Source organism: Pseudomonas sp. DR48, from assembly GCF_019823085.1.
In the GTDB taxonomy this organism is placed as follows: Bacteria; Pseudomonadota; Gammaproteobacteria; order Pseudomonadales; family Pseudomonadaceae; genus Aquipseudomonas.
Genome location: NZ_CP081946.1, coordinates 5,688,563 through 5,709,517, shown reverse-complemented (window position 1 = coordinate 5,709,517; position 20,955 = coordinate 5,688,563). Strand labels below are relative to the sequence as shown.

At 57.2% G+C, this 20,955-nt stretch carries 18 protein-coding genes; 10 read left to right on the top strand and 8 right to left on the bottom strand.

What is annotated here, in order from left to right; translation table 11 throughout:
* The first annotated feature begins 49 nt into the window (after positions 1–49).
* Positions 50–484 carry a CHAD domain-containing protein gene (locus K5K95_RS25795; RefSeq protein WP_261398072.1) on the top strand — a complete coding sequence of 145 codons (435 nt, stop codon included), beginning with the start codon at positions 50–52 and terminating at the stop codon, positions 482–484.
* On the opposite strand, the gene K5K95_RS25790 is transcribed toward K5K95_RS25795, so the two are convergent.
* The 6 genes from K5K95_RS25790 to K5K95_RS25765 all read right to left on the bottom strand — a co-directional run bounded on the left by K5K95_RS25790 (position 416) and on the right by K5K95_RS25765 (position 7,008).
* Positions 416–2,437, bottom strand: coding sequence for a nitric oxide reductase activation protein NorD (locus K5K95_RS25790; protein ID WP_222586713.1), 2,022 nt, complete (start codon positions 2,435–2,437; stop codon positions 416–418). The genes K5K95_RS25795 and K5K95_RS25790 overlap by 69 nt on opposite strands.
* Positions 2,438–3,253, bottom strand: a complete 816-nt coding sequence (locus K5K95_RS25785; protein WP_080942983.1) for a CbbQ/NirQ/NorQ/GpvN family protein — start codon at positions 3,251–3,253, stop codon at positions 2,438–2,440. It lies immediately after the preceding gene.
* Complete coding sequence (locus K5K95_RS25780; RefSeq protein WP_046027852.1) at positions 3,253–4,623, bottom strand: cbb3-type cytochrome c oxidase subunit I; 1,371 nt, start codon at positions 4,621–4,623, stop codon at positions 3,253–3,255. The genes K5K95_RS25785 and K5K95_RS25780 overlap by 1 nt, the downstream gene beginning before the upstream one ends.
* A gap of 15 nt (positions 4,624–4,638) precedes the next feature.
* Entirely contained in the window at positions 4,639–5,499 is an 861-nt protein-coding gene (locus tag K5K95_RS25775; RefSeq protein WP_222586712.1) for a c-type cytochrome, read from the bottom strand.
* Between the two features lie 537 nt (positions 5,500–6,036).
* Entirely contained in the window at positions 6,037–6,252 is a 216-nt protein-coding gene (locus K5K95_RS25770) for a hypothetical protein (protein ID WP_222586711.1), read from the bottom strand.
* Between the two features lie 405 nt (positions 6,253–6,657).
* Positions 6,658–7,008: a hypothetical protein gene (locus tag K5K95_RS25765; RefSeq protein ID WP_046027251.1), complete on the bottom strand. Its 351-nt coding sequence runs from the start codon at positions 7,006–7,008 to the stop codon at positions 6,658–6,660.
* A 102-nt stretch (positions 7,009–7,110) separates the two neighbouring features.
* On the opposite strand from K5K95_RS25765, the gene norW reads away from it, so the two are divergent.
* From norW to K5K95_RS25735, 6 genes are all read left to right on the top strand, one after another.
* Positions 7,111–7,938, top strand: coding sequence for an NADH:flavorubredoxin reductase NorW (norW, locus tag K5K95_RS25760; RefSeq protein ID WP_315903127.1), 828 nt, complete (start codon positions 7,111–7,113; stop codon positions 7,936–7,938).
* Between the two features lie 589 nt (positions 7,939–8,527).
* The gene (locus K5K95_RS25755; RefSeq protein WP_222586710.1) at positions 8,528–9,526 is read left to right on the top strand and encodes a helix-turn-helix domain-containing protein; all 999 of its coding nucleotides are present in this window, start codon (positions 8,528–8,530) and stop codon (positions 9,524–9,526) included.
* A gap of 81 nt (positions 9,527–9,607) precedes the next feature.
* Positions 9,608–10,402 (top strand): SDR family oxidoreductase UcpA, encoded by a 795-nt coding sequence (gene ucpA, locus K5K95_RS25750; RefSeq protein ID WP_017338336.1) that lies wholly within the window; start codon positions 9,608–9,610, stop codon positions 10,400–10,402.
* A gap of 82 nt (positions 10,403–10,484) precedes the next feature.
* Entirely contained in the window at positions 10,485–11,891 is a 1,407-nt protein-coding gene (locus K5K95_RS25745) for an APC family permease (protein WP_222586709.1), read from the top strand.
* A gap of 346 nt (positions 11,892–12,237) precedes the next feature.
* Positions 12,238–14,214, top strand: a complete 1,977-nt coding sequence (locus K5K95_RS25740) for a primary-amine oxidase (RefSeq protein WP_222586708.1) — start codon at positions 12,238–12,240, stop codon at positions 14,212–14,214.
* Between the two features lie 57 nt (positions 14,215–14,271).
* The gene (locus K5K95_RS25735; RefSeq protein WP_222586707.1) at positions 14,272–15,036 is read left to right on the top strand and encodes a cytochrome c oxidase assembly protein; all 765 of its coding nucleotides are present in this window, start codon (positions 14,272–14,274) and stop codon (positions 15,034–15,036) included.
* Here the strand turns inward: K5K95_RS25735 and K5K95_RS25730 are convergent.
* Complete coding sequence (locus K5K95_RS25730) at positions 14,981–15,898, bottom strand: AraC family transcriptional regulator (protein ID WP_222586706.1); 918 nt, start codon at positions 15,896–15,898, stop codon at positions 14,981–14,983. The two genes, K5K95_RS25735 and K5K95_RS25730, sit on opposite strands and share 56 nt — an antisense overlap.
* Positions 15,899–15,929: 31 nt before the next feature.
* Positions 15,930–16,514 (bottom strand): TetR/AcrR family transcriptional regulator, encoded by a 585-nt coding sequence (locus K5K95_RS25725; RefSeq protein ID WP_222586705.1) that lies wholly within the window; start codon positions 16,512–16,514, stop codon positions 15,930–15,932.
* Positions 16,515–16,674: 160 nt separating this feature from the next.
* Here K5K95_RS25725 and K5K95_RS25720 point away from each other — a divergent pair, with 160 nt between their 5' ends.
* From K5K95_RS25720 to gcvPB, 3 genes are read left to right on the top strand one after another with little or no spacing between them, the layout of a single operon-like run.
* On the top strand, positions 16,675–17,841 hold the full coding sequence (locus K5K95_RS25720; protein ID WP_222586704.1) for an ATP-NAD kinase family protein: 1,167 nt from the start codon (positions 16,675–16,677) through the stop codon (positions 17,839–17,841).
* Positions 17,842–17,877: 36 nt separating this feature from the next.
* Entirely contained in the window at positions 17,878–19,281 is a 1,404-nt protein-coding gene (gene gcvPA, locus K5K95_RS25715; RefSeq protein ID WP_031318813.1) for an aminomethyl-transferring glycine dehydrogenase subunit GcvPA, read from the top strand.
* On the top strand, positions 19,278–20,834 hold the full coding sequence (gene gcvPB, locus K5K95_RS25710) for an aminomethyl-transferring glycine dehydrogenase subunit GcvPB (RefSeq protein WP_222586703.1): 1,557 nt from the start codon (positions 19,278–19,280) through the stop codon (positions 20,832–20,834). The genes gcvPA and gcvPB overlap by 4 nt, the downstream gene beginning before the upstream one ends.
* Positions 20,835–20,955: the final 121 nt, after the last annotated feature.

Sequence of the window (20,955 nt, the reverse complement as noted above, 5' to 3'; positions counted from 1 at the left end):
GCCATACTCGCGTGGTTCGCTGCGATTTCATTGAGTGAAGATGGAATCGATGCGGATCATCGCAACAGGTTTCGCAGGAAAGCAGAACACGCCGCCGCATTCTCTGCAGATCGACCGCTTGAATACTGCCGTGGATGACACTGGATTTGATCGACACGAGTTGAGAATCCTGGTCAAGCGGACTCGCTACCTCACGGAGGCTTTTCCCGAAATTTCACCGCTTTCGCGCAAAGCGGCGAGTTCTCTGAAAGCACTTCAATCGGCTTTAGGTTCCTGGCATGACCATTATAAATGGTGCCAAAAGGTGCTGATCGAATCTGATCTGCGTTCGTTGGAAAAAAATTGGCAGAGCTGCGCAGCTACTGGTTTCCTGTTGCCAACATCATCAGGCAAAAAAAAGCCGTCTGAAGGGGGATCAAGCCATCACCAGCCTCTTGATCCATTCCAGCAGCGCGCTGGGCAACAGCTCCGGCCTGGGCAGTAAGACGTACTGCCGCAATCCGAACACTGCTGGTAGATAGTTCGCTGCCTGGCGGTCGATGGTCAAACAAAAAGGGTGCATGCCTTGTAGCTTGGCTTCGGTCACGGCTTGACGCATGTCTTCCACGCCATAGCGACCTTCGTACTGGTCAATATCGTTCGGCTTGCCGTCGGAAAGTAGCAACAGGAGCCGGTGTGTGGCCGCTTCGCGCATCAGCAATGTGCTCGCGTGACGAATGGCAGCGCCAGCCCGGGTATAACGTTCCGGTTCGAGTGCGGCAATGCGCCGGCCGACTTCACTGCTGTAGCACTCATCGAATGCTTTCAGGGTGCGTATCGTGACACTTTGTGGCCCCTCGCCGGAAAACGCCAGCACGCTGTAAGGCTCGCCCAGGCTCTCCAACGCCAGACAGACCAGCAGCAACGCCTCGCGCTCGACATCAATGACCCGGCGATGGCAGGACAGCCAGCTGTCAGTGGAGCCGCTGACGTCGATCAGCAACATGATCGCCATGTCGCGCCGGCCCCGGCGCTGGGTCTGATACAGCGCCTGCGGCATGCTCAGGCCGGCGCGGGCCTCGGCGCAACCGTCGATATACGCCTCCAGATCGATATCGTCGCCCTCCCATTGTTTGCGCAGCCTGACCCGTTGGGCCCGCAGGCTTTCGAATTGCCGGCGGATGGCATCGAGCACCGGACGGTGAGTCTCGAGGGTTCGCTCGACCCACTGCTGTGGGCCTGCCAGGGCGGGACACAGTTGCAGGGTTGCACCCGGATCACGGTAGACCTGCCGGCGGTAATCCCACTCGGGGTAGCTGATTGCGTTGCTGGCAAGATCCTGTGCACCGTGCTGAGCACGGGTCTGTGGCAGATCGTCAGACAGCAGCACTTCTTTCGTGGGGCCGGCCGTGACCACCAGTCGGGCTTCCTCGAGTTCGGCCAATGACTCGGCAAAATCAGCCGCCGGGGTGTCGGTATCCCGGTCGGCAGGGCGCTGCATTCCCATGGGGTCTTCGGCCTTTTCCAGCGGCTCGGCGGGCTGCACCATCCACAGGCCTTGTTCCTGATCGTCGTCCTCGTCGGCATAGGCTGCACGCACATTTGGCTGGCGTTCAAGACGTGCGCTGCGTGGCTGGGTGTCGGCGGTGTCGATTTCGCCGGGCAGCGTCGGGACCGCCCGTCGCGCCGACGGCTCGCGCAGATCGCCGGTCCAGGCATCGAGCAACAGCCAATTGGCACCGAGCTTGCGAGGTTCTTCGGCGGACATGAGGCGTGCCGCGAGGGTTGCTGAATGGCGCAGCGAGTCGGCCGTTTTGGCAGGTATCACCAGTCCCTCCAGAGGCTTGCCGCATTCACTGCTTAGCAGTAACCGAAGGAAGTTTTCCAGGGGCTGTCGCTGGCGGGGAAATGCGTGAAGAGGGGGGCGCATGGCAAATGCATGTTGACGCAACCCTTGGATCGATGCGGCCAGTCCCGGCAGCACTCGCACCAAATCGGTATCGGCAGCCCAGGCTTCGAGGAGCAGATAGACGCTGCGCTGCATCGGGTTGGCAAGGGTCGGCAGGGCGGCGGCGCTGCCTCTTTGCGCGCGCATCGCTTGTTGCAAGGCGAGGGTTCGATAACGTTCCCGCATGAGTGGAACATCATCGCTGCCCAGGTGCTCCGGCAGCCAGATAGACACACCATCGGTAGCCGGGATCGCGCTTTGCCGACAAGGTATTTCGCTACGCTGTAAAAGCCTTTTTAACAATGTGGGTGGCGAGGGTGGTTGCGCGACACGCAGCGAATAGTGGGTGTTGAACACCGCCTTGATCAGTAAGTCGAGGTGTTGTGCGACATCCCCTAGGGTGACGATTTTTGCAGGGGGCGAGGGTGCCTGGTGACGACGCCACAACGCATGTGCATACACCGTTGCGTGGCGTGCGACATCGGTGATGAGGTCCTCGGCTTCGGCCATCTAGATAAACGTCAGGTCGACGAGGTCGCGCATGGCCGCGACCAGTATCGCGTCATCGGACAGCGGCGAGATCAACGCGACCCGGCACGCGACGGGCGCAGCAATGCCGTGGGTGATCAGCCGCGCAGTGGCGATCAGCAGACGGGTACTAGGGACTTCCGCCAGGCCTCGGTCCTGCAAGGCACGTAGCCGCTGGGCGAGGGTGACTAAGGCGTGGGCGGTGGCGTAGTCGGTTCCACCCTCATGGATGATGATAGAAATTTCGCGCTCGGGCGGCGGGAAGTCAAAATCCAGCGCCACAAAGCGCTGTCGGGTACTCGGTTTCAAATCCTTGAGAATGCGTTGGTAGCCGGGGTTGTAGGAGACCACCAGTTGAAAATGTGGTGAGGCTTCGAGGATCTCGCCGATTTTGTCCAGCGGCAGAATGCGTCGGTGGTCGGTCAGCGGGTGCAGGACGACAATCGTGTCTTGCCGCGCTTCGACCACCTCGTCCAGGTAACAGATAGCGCCTTCGCGCACCGCTCGAGTCAGTGGGCCTTCCGTCCAATGGGTGCCCTGGTGACCGATCAAGAAACGCCCGACCAGGTCGCTGGCACTCAGATCGTCATGGCAGGAAATGGTGATCAACGGGCGTTTGAGGCGCCAGGCCATGTGTTCGACAAAACGGGTCTTGCCACACCCGGTGGGTCCTTTGAGCATGACGGCCAGTTGCTGCGCATGGCATTGCTCGAAAATCGCGACCTCGTCGCCGCTGGGCTGGTAATAGGGTTCAGCTTGCAGCGGTGCGGGTTCGGCGTGCATCAGCGAACGTTCCATCACAGCGCCGCGCCTGAGGCATGAGGTGTGGCCTGGACCGGATCGGCTTCATCGACATTGAAGTCCGGCGCATGGCGGAAAAACTCGAAGATGAACAGCCCCGCACCCAGGCTGAACATCGATGCTGTCGCCACCAGCATCAGGAAGTGCACCTGAATTTTCAGCTGCACGTCCAGGTAGCCCAGGCCGAGAATGCGCTCCAGGTACACCTGACCAATGCCCGCGGTGGCAAATGACAGGGTCATGCCGAACATGCCTCCCAACTGCAGCCAGAACGCCCAATAGCCGATACTGCTTTCCTCCACGGGACGACGGGTCAGGCCCGGCAGCGCATAGGTGATCATCGCCAGGACAATCATGGCGTAAGCACCATAGAAGGCTGCATGGCCATGCATGGCGGTAATCAGGGTGCCGTGGGTCCACTTGTTGACGTCGGGGAAGGTGTGAGCCAACCCCAGCAGGCCGGCACCGAACATGGTGAACACGGCACTGCCCAAGGTCCAGTGCAAGGCCAGTTTGTTCGGGTGAGACAGGCCCGAGCGGCGCATCGCGTTGTAGGCATAGATCGCCATGCCGATCAGCGCCAATGGCTCTAGCGCACTGAAGAAGCCGCCCAGTGGCAGCCAGTAATGGGGAACGCCGATCCAGTAATAATGGTGTGCGGTGCCCAGAATGCCGGCAATAAACACCAGGCCGACGATGACGTACAGCCACTTCTCCATCACCTCGCGGTCAGCGCCGGACAGCCGGATCAGCAGATAGGCAAGAAAGCCGCCCTGGATCATCTCCCAGACACCTTCGACCCACAGGTGGATGGTCCACCACCGGTAATAGATCGACACCACGTAATTTTCATAATGCAGCAGCGCTGGCAGAAAGAGCACGGCGGCGCTGGCCAGGCCTAGCAGCAGAACGCCCTCGGTGGCGGTGAAACGCCCGGCTTTCTTGATCGTCATGCCGATGTTGTAGAGAAACATCAGCATGCAAATCACGATCACGATTTTGTGGGGCAGCGGCTGTTCGAGCAACTTGTTCCCGGTGCCATAACCGAACAGGTAACCCAGAACGGCGGTGACGCCCATGGCCGTCCACAACCCGAGCTGGATGTAGGCCAGTTTGGTGCTGTGCAACTCGCCACGGGACTCGTCCGGCACCATCCAGTAGGTCGCCCCCATGAACCCGGTCAGCACCCAGACGATCAACAGATTGGTGTGAATGGACTTGGTGACATCGAATGGCAAGAGGTTCAGCAGCGGATCCGGCCCGAGGTATTTCGCCGCCGAGAGCAGGCCGAAAACCAATTGCAGGCCAAACAACACCATGGCAACGGCGAAATACCAATAGGCGACGGATTGAGATCTGTAGCGCATGGTCATCCCCTGCGGTTACTGGAACGACGCCAGATAGGCGACCAGTTGATCGATCTGTTCGGGCGTTAGCGATTTGGCGAAGGTGTCCGGCATGAAGGACATACCGTTGGCGGAAAACATGTCGCCCGGATGCAGGTAGGCACTCGGCGTAACGATGGATTCGCGGATGAAACCTTCGGCATCCTTGGCCTTGCCCTTATAGTCAGGCGAGGCGATGACCTGCTTGGCCCGATTGGCCAACCCGGCCAGCGATGGCCCTGCGAGGTTGACGCCCGGCGCAATCGAGTGACAAGCGCTGCACACCGGGGTGGCGGTTGTTCGAAACAACGCCTCGCCCAGGGCGATCGGGTCTTCCTTGCCGGACATTGGGCGGGCGGCGGGAGGGGGTTGGTCGCCACCGGTCGCATTCTGCTGTGCCACGGTGAGGTCCATGCCGGGGATCGACGCACCGGTCACCAGAATCGGGCGCGGCGGCCAGCCTTGATTGTCGACCTTGCTCACCCAGTCGAGGAAGGCGATCAAATCGGCGATTTCCTCATCGCCGAGTTTCAGGTTCGGCATCAGTCGGCGATGGCGTTTCTCGTCATAGAACTTTGAGGGGTCTTTGAGGAACGCAGTGAGGTAAGGGGCGCCGCGCTGCTGGGTGATTTTCGTCAGGTCCGGGGCGTAATAAGCACCCTCGCCGAACAAGGTGTGGCAATTGATGCAATTGTATTGATGCCAGACATCCTTGCCGCGAGTGACCTGGGGCGTGATCTGTTGAGCGTTGGTCAGTGTGGGAAACTGCCGGTGACTATCAACAGTCATGCCCAGAAACACCACAGTGGCGATAGCCGTCGATATCAGCGCGAATGAGCGTGTCTGGCGTTTGTTCATTGCGAACTCCCTATACGCCGATGCCGGTCCAATAGGTGATGCCGATCACTCCGGCATAGACGACCGCGCTGGCCATCAGCACGAGCACTGCATAGCTGACAAGCTTCAAGACTTTTTGCACGACTGCCTCCCAATGTGAAAATGCAGGTGGAAAGTTCCTGGGATAACGCTCTGCCGGGTGGGTATTAATCAACAGGAAGAGTGTTAGGCGCACGCACAGCGGCTTTGCGGTGCTCGGAACAAGGCAGGCGACCTCGACTTCTGCTGCACTGACGATTGCCTGAGGTCAGGATTCAAATAGCCGAGAACAGGCACTAATTATTAACAATACCAAGCGCTGCATATTTGAGTGCCGTGGTTCAAGTTGGGAAGTTGAATGATCTTGAGGGTAGTAGACTTCGCATAGCTGTCAAGAAATTGAATAAAATTTTAACCAGTCGTAGTGGCGGTCACACAGAAGAAATTGAAATAATCGAGGCTAAGTAAATAATCAAATTATCTCTATTGAGGATGGAGGCGCATGGTATTCAGTCATGATCAACCGTAAGTGCTTGATGGCGTCAGGATATTTGAGATCGGTATTTCGTCTCTTCTCATGATACTGGCTGAAAATTTCCAATCCAGATAGAGCCGATCGAGAAGATCAAGGGCGGCGCAGCTCAAGCGATGTGCTTCGCTGAACAGCTGGTTGTTAGGTTCAAGCATCAGCTTTAGACATACTTCGGCTTGACCGGAAATCCTCGTGTCGTTCATTGCTGTGCCTTCTTGCTTGACCTGTTCTTATTTTTTTGCGCCCAATCCTGCTCTCTGATTTGGAGGCTGGCTGGGCGAGAAACGTCGAAGTACACGCAAAGCTACTTCAAAGTTGTGCCACGAAGCAGGGCTTCTCGATTCCACCTTTGCATACTGAATGCGTTTACCGATTGATCTTGTCTTTGGTGTTGAGCCATTGTTGGCGGTATTCAAGTTACTTGTTGTCTGCTCCGTTTTGAGTTCCGAGAGCTCATGAAGTACCATGCATCAAAAATCGCTCACTATTAGAAAGCTGATCGATCATCGAATTCGTTAATAATACATTTCAAAAAACGACTTAAAAAAAGACCCGCAAGCGGGCCTAAAAAGCAGTTCTATTTAGTCACATGAAACTGTTTCAGCTTCTTACTCCTCAGATGCCACCAGTCGCGCACCTTTACGCGTGACCTGCTGCCCGACTTCAAAAATCGCATTGGGTGAGCGCACCGTACTAATCTCGCCTTGCGCGTTTTTCACTTCATAAGCGGCTTCAGACTTGCCAATGCCTGCTTGCACCGCACTGCCGGCGAAAAAACCGCCAGTTGCGCCGATCAGTGCACCAATCGGGCCGCCTGCCGCGCCAACCATCATTCCGGTCAAGGCGCCGAAACCCCTGCCAGCGGTTGTGTCGGGGACTTCACGGATTATCTGGTCTGCCTGGCATAGCGGAGACAGCAGTGTACACAGGGTAAAACTGAGCACGATTGAACGAGTCATGACATTGTCCCTTTGGGTTTGCGTTAAGTTCGCTATTCAATACACAAAACGGGCCAATAATTTTATTGATTAATATCAACAACATAAGTATACGACGACAAACTGATTCTTGCCACGGGTGCGCAAGCCATCGTTCCGCCGATTCCTGGACGGGAGTGGATGGTGACTCTGAACAGTCAGCAAGAATACCGTCATGCACAACATGCTCTGAGAGCGGCAGAGCGCGTACTAATTCTGGGGGCCGGCTTGATTGGCAGTGAACTGGCCATGGATGTCAATCGTGCCGGAAAGCAAGTGGTACTGATGGATAAGTCCTGCAGCCTGCTGGCCTCGTTGCTGCCTGTTGAGGTGAGTAGCCGCTTGCAGCATCGGCTATGCCAGATGGGTGTGGAAATGGTGTTCAACCAGGCTTTGGAATCCATTGAAAGGAGAGACGATAGCCTGTTGGCGACTTTGTCCAATGGCCGGCAAATCTCCACCGATGTGATCCTTGCCTCAATTGGGTTGAAACCTGATACGACGTTGGCGGCGCAGGCTGGTTTACGGGTGGATCGTGGCATTGAAGTTGATGAACGCATGTGCACCTCTGACCCACACATATTTGCCGTCGGCGATTGCGCGCAAATCGAGGGCAAGCTGCTGCCGTTTCTGCAACCCATTCAGTTAAGCGCCATGACCCTGGCTCGTAATGTGCTGGGTGGCGATGAGCAAGTGAAGTTCCCGGCGATGCTGGTGAAGATCAAGACCCCGGAAATGCCACTGCACCTGGCCGGAGAAACCAACCGGAAGGACTTGCAATGGCAGATCAGCCTTGAGTCACAGGGGCTGGTAGCCAAAGGGCTGGACATGGCAGGGCAGCTACGGGCGTTCGTCGTCAGCGAAGACCAAATGAAGCAGGCCTTTACATTACTACGGCAACTCTCGTTGTAAATCACATTGGCAGAGCTCACCCGGATCGACCAATCGAATCGCACTATGCAGAAGACTTTTGCGAGCTGGAGTATGGCTACCCATGTGAACCTCATCTGGCCCTAGGGTTTTCCAGCAACCGTCAACGCTTGCGGGTGGGGAACAGCTGATGAGGTGAGCGGCTGACCTGTCGCCAATGCTCCAAAGGAATCTGCCGTGTCGATGTAGCGTATGGCGGATTTCATGTCCTTCCAACCGACGTAGGTCATCAGTCAAGGTGAGTTCAAGCGATTCGGGTTTTACACGTTACTGGGGGAGGTACGGATTTTCCCACGCTAGACGATGCCGTTGGCAGGTATGTGCAGAGTCATCCGGTTGATCTGGCGGATTGGGAGAACGAGGGGACAGTGAGTGGTGCCGCCGTTGCAACCGGATGACGCGGCTATCAAAAAAATGCGCAATCTCGGGCCCCTTGCCCCCCGGCTCAATAAGCATCGTGTAAATTTGAAACTGTAGCCATTGAGCATAGGACGCGAGGCACAGGCTCGATAGTCGGTAAAGCCGCCATTCGAATAATAAAAGGAACACTGATGCGCCCAGGAGATATGCCATGAGATCGCAACCGGTCCAGCAAAAATCTCAGCAAGCAGGATTACAGAGCGTTTCTGTCACCGACGCCAATGTGCTGGCGAACTCTTTGTCGGAGTGGCAGCAAGAGTACCTGCAGATAAGCCCGGGGCAATTCGCAGGTTCGGTCACTGAAATTTCCGTGGGTGTGGTGCAGATTTTCCGTGAGGTGATGAATCAAGCGGTGGATCAACATGGGCAAACCCTGCCTGGCAAGTTTGCCTTGGGCATTCCCATCGCGTTGCGCGGCCACGGTTACTGGTGCGGTAAAGAGCTCGATTGCATTGATTCCGTGTTCTTTCTCCGGCCGGATTCCGAACTCAAATTCAAGACCCCCGGCTATTCGGATATTTATGGTGCATCCGTCGATGTTGAAGCCTTCAGGAAATACTCGCTGGATGATGAGTTTGATGACAAGAGTGTCATCGCGCTGACCAAGGAAGTCAGTGCACTGGCGCCCGAAAAATGCGCAGCCTTTCGGCAAGGCTTTGATAACTTTTTCCGTGCCGTCGAGGACAATCCTTCAATTCTCGAATCGGCGTCAGCCAAAAAACAACTCACCTTCGACATCATGCAATTGCTCCTTGGCATGACAGCAGACTTGCCCGTATCGAAGAAATCTCACGCAGAGCAGTTCATTCATCGCCATGTTGTAGACAGTGCACGCAATTATATTCTTTCAAGAAAAAGTGAAGCGTTAACGGTGACCGATTTGTGTGAGGGGCTGCGCACCAGTCATCGTTCGCTGCATTATGCCTTCAACAAAGTCTTGGGTATCAGCCCCGTGACTTATCTGCGCTACATACGTTTGAACGGCGCCAGGGCGGAACTTGTCTCCAGCGATAAGCCAACCTTGATTAGTGAAGTGGCCGCCAATTGGGGTTTCTGGCATATGGGCATGTTCAGCGTCTACTACAAACATCTGTTTGGCGAACGGCCGTCCGAAACACTTAAAAACCATCGGTCGACGGTAATTACTTAATACCTGATTGTGAAACAGCATGCCCGGGGACACGACCCGGGCATGACGGGATTTTTTTGTTCAAAAAAACCGGAGGACATCATGAGTAAGTTGAACGGGAAAGTGGCCTTGATTACCGGGGCTTCAAAAGGAATGGGAAAATCTCATGCCAGCATCTACGCAAAATATGGGGCCAGCTTGATCCTGGTTGATCTTGATGAGTCGATCCATGAAGTGGCAGCAGAGATTCAAAATACCTACGGCGTGGAAGTACTTGCGCACGTCGGTGATGTGACCGATCCGCAGGCCATGCGCCTGATTGCCGAAAAAGGCATGCAGCGTTTTGGCCGCTTGAATGCGCTGGTCTGCAATGCCGGCGTTTGCCGACTGGCGAAGTTTCTGGATTCCAGCGATGCCGATCTCGACTTGCACATCAACGTTAACGTCAAAGGTGCATGGCATACCGCCCGGGCGGTTCTGCCGCACATGATCAACTCCGGCGGCGGTGCGGTGGTCGTCATGTCGTCCGTCACCGGTGACCTGACGGCCGATCCGGGTGAGGTGGCCTATGCCTTGTCCAAGTCCGCGCTGATTGGCTTCACCAAGGCGCTGGCGGTGGAAATGGCTCCCCATCACATTCGGGTCAATGCCATTTGCCCGGGCTTCATATGGACACCGATGGCGGAGCAGGTCGCCAGGCAAGTCAATCCGGACGATCCGAAGTCGGTTCTTGATGAACTGGCCACAGCCATTCCCATGAAACGCCTGGGCAGGCCCGATGAAGTCGGTGAGTTGTCGGCATTCCTCGCGTCCGACGAGTCCAGTTACATCAACGGTGCGCAAATCGTGATCGATGGTGCCAGCACGCTGCCTGAGACAGTCAGCATCGGGATGTAACCCACGTTGAGTTTTCAGCAAGGACGCTACTGCATCGACCCATTGGCGTGATCCATAACAATAAAAGAGTGGAGCTTTTGTGATGACAGAGCTAACCGAATCCCTGCATGAAGAGGCGCCTATAGTCAGTGAAAAGCTGAAGGGCAACCTGGGTACTTATCAGATCGCATTGTTGGTGATTGCCGCCGCTGCACCTTTGGGCGCTGTTCTCACAGCCGCGCCCATCGGCTTTCAACTCGGCAACGGTCCGGGGCTGGCCGGAACATTTTTGGTGGCCGGATTCTTGATGGTTTGTTTCTCGGTCGGCTATGGCGAGTTAATTCGCGCGATCCCGGGTGCAGGCGCGTTTTACAAGTATCTATCGGTGGTGTTTGGCCTGCGAGTTGGCGCGGGCGCGGCATGGGTAGCATTGGCGTCCTACCTGGCAATTACCATTGCCCTGGCCATTGTGTCGGGCTACTACACCAATTTGACCTTGCAAACATTTGGCGTGGATATTGGCTGGACGTCATGGACATTGTTGCTCATGGCGCTGACATCTTATCTAGGCCGGGCGAACATTGATTTTGCCGCGAAGATCCTGGTGCCATTGGTGCTTGCTGAGTTCTTCATGCTGTTTCTGCTCGGTATCTCCATTTTCATGGATAAAGGCCTCGCTGCGTTTCCAGTTGAAGCGGTATCGATTGATGCAATAACGTCGCCCGGCCTCGGGGTCGGAATGATGGTCGCGCTGGCAGCGTTCCTCGGTGTCGAGTCCGCAGCGCTGTATGCGATGGAAGCCAAGCGGCCGGAAAAATCCATTCCGGGTGCCACGCGTCTCGCAGTAGCCTTGGTGGCTGTCGCTTACTTTGTGATTATCTGGCTGATTGTAGGTGGCATCGGGGTAGAAGCGATCAAGGGCGAAGCGGCATCGACGCAAGGCGAACTGATCATCAACCTGTTCTCGACACGCCTGGGAGGCACAACGGCCACCCTTGTTTCGATCATGCTGTGCACCAGCAATTTTGCCTGTTTGTTGTCGCTGCACAACGCGGCCACTCGCTACGTGCATGTGCTGGCCAAAGATAAACATTTGCCGCGTGTGCTATCGAACATTCATCCGCAAAAAAACTCCCCGGCCAATGCGAGTCTTCTAGTAACGGTGGTGGTTGCAGTCTGCATCGCCGTCCCATCGTCGCTGGGTTACGACGCGTTTGTCTTCCTTTTCCCGGTGACGCTGGCTTTGGGAACGATTGGGCTCATCGGGCTTCAGGCATTCATTTCGCTGGCGGTGGTTGCCCATTTCAAGAAAGTCAGCTCTCGCAAGTATCTCAAAGTCTTGGTCAGCCCACTGGTTGCACTGGCGGGGCTTAGCGTGGCGGTTTACTTGATCTATGAGAACTACGGGCTGCTGACCGGCAGTGAATCCGCTTGGGTGAACGGAACGCCATTACTTCTGGTGGTGCTGTTTTTTTACGGCGTGATTAAAGGCCATTCAAATAACAATTAATTCAACAGTCCGTCGGACGCTGTAAGCACCGCATTAGTGCAGGTTGCTCTTTGATAGTGCGAAGTGATGACTAAAGTCTGGATAGCTGGAACGCGCAGGAGGGTTGCCGACCTGACCGCAGCGTTGCCGGATCATTTATCCGCTGTGCCTTGAGCGATTAAAAAGCCAGAAACATGCCAGCTCTTTTAGTTTGGCGAGTGCCCGCTATGTTTCTGCCAATTTGTGTTAATGCGCCTGCGGTAGTTGGTCGTAGTCTTTATAGGCCGACTTACCGCAGTGCTGCAGTTTCTTCATCGTCTGAATGCCTTTAAACCCAAAAGCACATTTGACTGGAAGAGTACGAAGCATGAACGTTAATCTTAAAATAACCACCGCGACCCACCCGCTTGACCCGCTTTCGCTAGAGGAGCTTGCTTTGGCGAGCAGCATCCTGAAACGGGAAAAAAACCTTCACGACAAATGCCGCTTCCCGTACCTGCATCTCGCCGAGCCGGATAAGCGTGAGGTATTGGCCCATGTGCCAGGCCAGGCATTTTCCAGGCGTGCATTTGCCTTGGTGCTGGACAAATTGACGGGCAACACCTTCGAAGCGCTGGTTGATTTGAACAGCCAAACCCTTGTCGATTGGCAAGCGGTCGACATTGAAACCCAGGGTCATGCACCGATCATGATTGAGGAGTTCGACCTGTGCGTGGAAGCTGTGCAAAACGACCCCGCGTGGCGTGCGGCTGTCAAGCGCCGGGGCCTCACCGATGCCGATATTGAAAACGTACAGATCGATCCCTGGTCATTCGGGCATTTCGGCGATGATGAACGTTATCAGGGCAAGCGGTTGATGCGCGGTGTCGCGTTCTACCGTGACAAGCTGACCGACAACGGCTACGCCCACCCGATCGAAGGACTGGTTGCTATCATCGACCTGAACAAAGGCGAGGTCATCGAGCTGTTGGACGACGGTCGCCTGACGCCGATTCCCAAAGCCACGATCAACTACGATTCCGCGTCCCTGGGCCAGCCGCGTGACGGACTCAAACCGTTGCACATCACGCAGCCTGAGGGCGTGAGCTTCACCGTCGATGACTGGAAAGTGAGTTGGCAGAACTGGGAGTTCCGCGTCGGCTTCACGCCGCGCGAAGGTCTGGTTCTGCACCAACTGGGCTACAAGGACGGCGACGTCGTGCGCCCGATCCTCTATCGCGCCAGTGTCACCGACATGGGCGTTCCCTATTCGGACAACGAGCTCAATCATTACTGGAAATGCGCGTTCGATGGCGGCGAATACGGGCTCGGTCGTCTGGCCAACCAACTGGAGCTGGGCTGTGATTGCCTTGGGGCGATTCGTTATTTCGATGTGCCTTCGGTCAATGATCAGGGCGAACCTTTTGTCATGAAGAATGCTATCTGCATGCACGAGGAAGATTACGGCACGCGGTGGAAACACTATGAGTTTCGTACCGGTGTGTTCGAAATGCGTCGCTCCCGGCGCCTGGTGATCAGCTTCTTCTGCACCGTGGCCAACTACGACTACGGGTTTTTCTGGTACCTCTATCAGGACGGTACGATTCAACTCGAAGCCAAGCTGACCGGGATCATCCAGACCGCCGCGTTGGCTCCCGGTCAACGCCCCGCCAGCGGTGGCGGCATGGTCACACCCGAGTTCTATGGCCCGACCCACCAGCATTTTTTCAGTGCGCGTTTGCACATGATGGTGGATGGCGAGCACAACTCTGTGACCGAAACCAATTTCCAGTCGCGCCCGCAAGGCGAGGGAAATACCTGGGGCAACGTCTTCGACAGTGTGACCACCACGTTTACCCATGAGCTGGACGCCGCCCGTGAGGCCAACGGCCAGACCGGGCGCTTCTGGAAAATCATCAATCCGAACGTCAAGAACGCCGTCGGCAATCACCCCGGCTACAAGCTGATGGCCGAGCACAATCCGGTCATGCTCGCCCAACCCGACAGCTCGTTTGGTCGACGTGCAGGGTTTGCCAGCAAGCACCTGTGGGTGACGCCTTACGCGCCCGGCGAGCGTTACGGCTCCGGCGATTACCCCAACCAGCATCGGGGTGACGGCCTCCCGCTGTACACGCAGAACAACCGCGAGATCCAGAACCAGGATCTGGTGGTATGGCACACCTTTGGCCATACCCACATCTGCAAACCGGAGGATTTCCCGGTGATGCCGGTGGAATACGTCGGGTTCAAACTCAAGCCCAATAACTTCTTCAACGGCAACCCGGCCATGGACTTGCCGGCGAGCAGGGACCACGCCAGTGTCCAGGACGGTCAGCCGGCCAGTTGCTGCAAACACAACGCCTGATCAGGTCTCTATCGATGAATGCCCAAGCGCTCTGCGCTTGGGTCGAGGGTGGTTGTCATGTCTGGATTTTCGAGTTGGGCCTGGCTGGAGTTATTGCCGATAGCCGTGTTTGTTTGCTGGGTGAGCGGAGGGCCTAAGGGTTGGAAGCGTCAACCGTTGTTGCTGGGCGGTGCTGCGCTGGTGTTTTTGCTGGGCATGCAGCCGGCGCTGGACGCCGCTGCGCGCCACAGCGTATGGCTGCACTGCCTGCAAAGTGCCTTGATTCATCACCTGGCGCCGATCCTTTTACTGTTTGCCGTCGCCCGGGAGCCGGCCAGTGAAGCGGGTTTCACAAAGGAAGGGAGGGCGGTGCGAATTTGGGTGGTGATCGCGTTTGGTGCAATGAGCGGCGTATGGATGCTGCCGCAATTGCATCAACGATTGATGGACGATGCCACGCTGTATGCGCTGATGAAATGGGCCATGGCCGTGAGTGGGTTGTGGTTGTGCCGGGTAATGGGGCGTTATTGCCAGCGCGCGGATGTTCCCTTGCGCAAGCAGTGGAGCTTCAGCCTGGGGGTGGCGCTACCGCAAGTGCTGGTCGGTGTGATGCTGCTGCTCAGTCCACCTCTGTATCCCATGCACGGTCACTCGATGATGCACATGCACGATGTCGGGAACATGGGTGCTCAACTGGATCAGTTTTTGGGGGGCGCGCTGGTGTGCCTGTCGGCGTTGCTTCTGCTGTGGGTCGATCGTGTTATGCATCGCAAACCTGTGCCGACTATCAACGCCGTTGGGCCGAGGGTGAATGGCCAAACAGGCGTTTGTACTCCTGGCTGAAATAGCTTTGATGGGTGAACCCCCAGCGGTACGCCACATCGGCGACGCTGGGGTCCGGGTGCTCGGTAAGGCTGCGCTGGGCGGCGTTCAAACGGACGGCGCGCAGATACGTCAGAGGCGAGCTGCCGGCGATTTTTTCGAAGCTGTAATGCAGCGTGCGGCGGGGGGGCTTCAACTCCCTGCACAAGTTCAGGATCGACAGCGATTCCCCTGCAGGGCTTTGCAGCACGCGCTCATGGCAGTATTTGACAATGTGCTGGCGGCTGCCGCCCAGTCCCTGTAAGCGCACCGGGTTTTGCGGCTCCAGCAAGTCGAGCAGCGTATCGAGTACGCAGTTCTGAAGGGTTTGATCATTGAGGTCGTCAAGGGTTTGGAGCTGATCAAGCAGGCCGGTCATGGCAACCTGGGCACCTTGTAGACCCCCGGCACACAGCTTCATCCCGTAACCCCTGGGTCGACGGTAGAACAGTTCAACGTCCTCAGCGACCAACAGTTGTTCAAGCACCTGGCAATTTAACGAAATCACAACGTAGTCAGTGTCCGGCGGTGTGACGAAGAAAAAATCGTCGTCGTAGGGCAGGAAGTTCAGCCCGTCGGCAAGAAGGCTTCGATTCGGCGCCACGTCGGGCTGACTCGGCAGGTTCACCGGCAGCAGCAGGTTTATGCACTGGGCAGGCGTGTGCGTGTGCTGGGCAACAGCGCTGCTCAGGGTTTCACGGAACAATCGGACGCCGTTCAGTTGCACGTCCTGCAGGGCACCGTGAAAAGCACCGGGCGTCAGCTTGTCGTAGTGTTGCGACCAGTGCGCCAGTGATGCGGCGTGTTCGATGATTTCGTCGAAGTGTTGAGTCTGCCTGTGCATCGTGCGGCACGGCTACGCCTGTCGCTTGTCCTTACAGCAGCAATCCGGACGCCAATGCCCGGAAACTTTCGGCGGCTTTTTCAGAGGCGGTCTGGGGATCCTCAGCATGTGCAATCCACAAGGAAGCGCCGAGCAGGGCACCCATGATCAGGCGCGCCGTCGCTTCGGTGTCGACCACGCGGATCGTTCCTTCGTCAATCAGCTTTTGAATGCTGCGTTGGGTGCTTCGGATGCACGCGTTCTGGCTCGGCCATTGCGACGGGTCGCCCAGTACCGCTGGCCCGTCGAGGAAGAGAATGCGCTGGATTTCAGGTTCCAGGGACATCTTGATGTAGGCGATGGACTCATCGATGAAGCCGTCCCAGGTTGTGCTGGCCTCTTCGATAATGACCGACAACCGTTCCATCATTTCTCCATCTATCTGGGCGATGACGGCCTGTAGCAAGCCCTTTTTGTCGCCAAAGTGATGGTACAGCGCACCCCGGGTCAGACCCGCTTGAGCGGTGAAATCGTCCATCGAACTTTCCGCATATCCCTTCGCAGCAAATGCGTCTCGCGCCGCCTTGATCAGTTTGCCGCGAGTCTCCGCAATCATGTCCGCACGCTTCTGCGCCATCGGTCGTGTTCCCTATAAAGAATTTAACATTCATTGCGTATGTAAGTTGACATACTTCGCGTATGTCGTATTGTGTATCACATACGAGGCGTATGCAATGAGTCTGAGCTGTGTGCTCTCAGCCTCGGGAGCCCCGCCATTTCGCACAGGATACCGAGCAATGCGTGAACAGCGCGATTCCGATATTTCACTGCACCCCGCAGGTCAGGGGAAAACCCTGGGATTTATCCTCAACCCGGTCGCCGGAATGGGCGGACGCGTGGGGCTAAAGGGCACCGACGGGGTCGAGGTTTTGCAGGAAGCAAGGCGCCGCGGTGCGCAACCCGTTTCAAGCGATCGGGCCTTGATCGCGCTCAAGCGTCTGGCGGCTTCGACGACGCCATTCCGGCTGATCACCGGCTCGGGTGAGCTGGGCGAAGATGTCGCGCGCGCCGCCGGTCTCGACCCGATTGTCGTCTATACGTCGTCGCCGGGAGCGAGCCGGCCCGATGACACCCGCAATGCCGCGCTCGTCATGGCGCATGCCTCGGTCGATCTGCTTTTGTTCGCCGGCGGAGATGGCACCGCGCGCGATGTGCTGGAAAAGGTCAGTGATCGTGTACCGATCCTCGGTATCCCTACGGGTGTGAAGATGTATTCCGCCGTGTTCGGCACTAATCCGCAGAACGCTGGACATCTTGCGGCACGCTTCGTTGCCGGCGACTCGTCGGTGCGCTTTCGCGAAGCCGAGGTCATGGACATCGACGAGGCTGCCATGCGCAACGATCAGGTGTCGGCGCGGCTGTATGGCTACGCCCGCAGCCCGCACCAACGTCACCTGACGCAAAACGCCAAGGCCAGTTCCTTGGCCAACGAAAACATGGCGCTCGACGCCGTGTCCCGACAGGTTGTCAGGGACATGAAACCCGGCTGCCTATACCTGCTGGGACCAGGCACCACCACGCGACGCATTATGACTGAGCTCGGCCTGCCGTCGACGCTGTTGGGCGTAGACGCGGTCATGGACGGTGCGCTGGTGGGTGCCGACCTCAATGAACACGCGTTGATCGGTCTGATGGAAGGGTACGAGACACGCATCATCGTTGGCGTTCTGGGCGGTCACGGCAGCTTGTTCGGCCGTGGCAACCAGCAGATCAGCGCCGAGGTCATCCGCCGGGCAGGGCGCGAACACATCATCGTGATCACCTCGATGGACAAGCTCCTTTCCCTCGATACCGGCTGCTTGCGCGTCGACACGGGTGACGCCGAAGTCGATGCCATGCTCAGCGGCCACATACGCGTGCACACAGGGCCTGACCGGTCCGTCTTCTTCAGGGTTCGATCCTGATCAATTGTTTCATCCGATAAAAACGAGGATAACCCCATGAGTAATCATGTCGCCCACCCCTACATGGCGAACTCTGTTCCTGCACTCAAACAGGAGATGCTCGACTCGATCGGTGTAGACAGCATTGAGGAGTTGTTCCAGCAAATTCCCAATGAACACCGCCTGCAACGTCCGATTGATTTGCCGCCGGCGCTCAACGAGAGCGAGCTGCGTCGGCATCTGCTCAGCACGCTGTCGAAAAACAAGACCTGCGAGCAAAACCTTAACTTCCTGGGCGCCGGCTGTTGGCAGCATCACGTTCCGGCAGCGTGCGACGAAGTCGTGCGCCGTAATGAATGGCTGACCTCGGTGTTTGGTGAGCCGAGCTCCGACCACGGTCGCAATCAAGCCTGGTTCGAGTTCTGCAGCCAACTCGGCGAGCTGCTGAACATGGATCTGGTCGGCCTGCCAGTGCGCAGCTGGGGTTGCGCTGCGGGTCACGCCATTCGCATGGCAACCCGAATTACCGGGCGCAGCGAAGTGGCGGTGGTCCGTGCCATCGATCCTGAGCGGCTTTCCATCATCCGCAATTACTGCGAACCCGTGGAAATGCCGGGCCACATCGTCGTGCGACTCGTCGACTTTGACCCGAAAACCGGCTTGCTCGATATTGATCACCTCCGTGCCTCGATCGGTGCGCAAACGGCTGCGGTCTATTTCGAAACACCGTCTTATTTCGGTGTGATCGAACAGCAAGGGGCCGAAATCGCCGCCATTGCCCATGCAGCGGGTGCCGAAGTCATCGTTGGGGTCGATCCGATCTCCCTCGGCGTGCTGGCCGCACCGATTGATTTCGGCGCCGACATCGTGGTGGGTACCACTCAGCCGCTCGGCGTGCATATGAACTGTGGTGGCGGGGTCAGCGGCTTCATTGCAACCCGCGACGAAGAACTGTACGCCCACCAATACCCGACGCTGTTCATCAGCATCGCCGAAACCACCAAGCCCGGCGAATATGGTTTTGGCCTGAGCTTGTTCGAACAATCGTCCTACGGCTTGCGTGACAAGGGCAATGACTGGACCGGTCATTCGGTCTACATGTGGGCCATCGCCAATGCCGTCTACATGGCGATGATGGGACCAAAGGGCTTCGAGGATGTAGGCAATCTCATCCTGCAACGTGCTCACTACGCGGCGAAGTTGCTGAGTGAAGTTCCGGGCCTGGCAGTGACATTCCCTTCTGGTTTCTTCAAGGAGTTCGTGGTGAATTTCGACGCCACCGGGCTGAGCGTGAAGGACATCAACAAGCAGTTGCTCGCGCTCGGAATCTTCGGCGGAAAAGATCTGACTCACGACTTTCCGGCGCTTGGGGCCAGCGCCCTGTACTGCGTCACCGAGATTCACACACAAGCCGATATTCAGCGCCTGACTGCTGCACTTAAAGAGGTAATCGCACAATGAGCACTCCACTCAAGGAATACCATGCTCCCGTCTGGAGCGAACCCGTCATTCTGGAGATGGGCTATCCCGGCCGTCGCGGTGTGATTTTTTCCGACGTTGAGGCTGACGTGCAAGCAGCTGTCGGCAGCGCCGTCGATTTGATTCCCGCGAACATGAGGCGCTCCAGCAGACCGGCGTTGCCGGAACTGTCCGAGCCCGAGGTGTTGTATCACTACTTGCGCCTGTCGCAGCAGACCCTGGGCATGATGAACATCAGCCTGTTCGGCACCTGCACCATGAAGTACAACGCGCAGATCAACGAGGCGATGGCATGGCGCCCTGAAATTACTCACGTGCATCCACATCAGGACGAGGACACCCTGCAAGGCGCGCTCGAAGTCGTGCATGGCATGGACACGATCCTGCGCGAGTTGTCCGGGATGGACCAGTTCATCTTCCAGGCAGGCGGCGGTGCTGACGCGGCGTACACCAGTTGCGCGGTGACCCGTGCCTACCATGCTTCCCGTGGCGAACTGGAGCAGCGTGACGAGATCATCACCACCATCCAGACGCACCCCAGCAGCGCCGCGACGGCAGCTGCCGCCGGGTTCAAGGTCATCACCCTGATGATCGAAGAGAACGGTTACCCGTCGCTCGAATCCCTGAAGGCCGCCGTGTCCAACCGCACGGCAGCGCTGATGGTGAACAACCCCGACGACATGGGCGTGTACAACCCGGAAATTCGTGAGTGGGTGCGCGTGGTGCATGAAGCGGGCGGTCTGTGCTTCTACGACCATGCAAACTTCAACGGCGCGATGACTAAGATTCGTGCGCGAGAGCTCGGTTTCGACGCGTGCATGTTCATGCTCCACAAGACGTTCGGCGCACCGAAAAGTGGAGTGGGAGGCCCGGCAGTGGGCGCCTATGGTTGTTCGGCAGAACTTGCATCGTTCCTGCCGGCACCGGTGGTGGCCTTTGACGGTGAACGATACAGCCTGGATTACGACCGTCCGCAGAGTGCCGGCAAGATCCGCGAGTTCTGGGGCAACGTTCCGGTCATCCTCAAGGCCTACGCTTGGTCCCGCGCCATGGGCGCAAAAGGGATGGCTGAGGCGTCGGACATTTCGGTACTGGCCAACAACTACATGGAAAAAGGCTTGCTGGCGATTCGTGGCGTGACTCGTTCACACCCTGAGGCTAAAAGCCACCGGATGGAGATGACGCGCTACAGCCTTGAGCAACTCAAGGAGGAAACCGGAGTCGACGTCCATGACGTGCAAAACCGCATGAGCGATTTCGGTATTGATCCAATGTGGAGCAGTCACCACCCGTGGCTGGTACCGGAGCCGATTACCCCCGAGGCAGGCGAGATGTACGGTAAAGAGGCGCTGGACACCTGGATTGCGGTGCTTGCGCACATATCCGACGAGGCTTACTCGAATCCGGCGATCGTCAAGACCTCGCCGCACAACCAGGCTATTCACCGCTTGAAGAGCGCACCGCTGGAAGACCCGGCTCATTGGGCCATGACCTGGCGTGCGCACCTGCGCAAAACCAAGCAACAGACTGCTTGAACCTGGCGTTTGCACGCAGCGGCCCCGTTGATCAGGCGGGGCCGTTTTGAAACCTGATCAGAGCTAACAATCAGCCATCGGAGGTTTCCAGCACAGTAAAACAGGCTGGTGATTTCCCCCA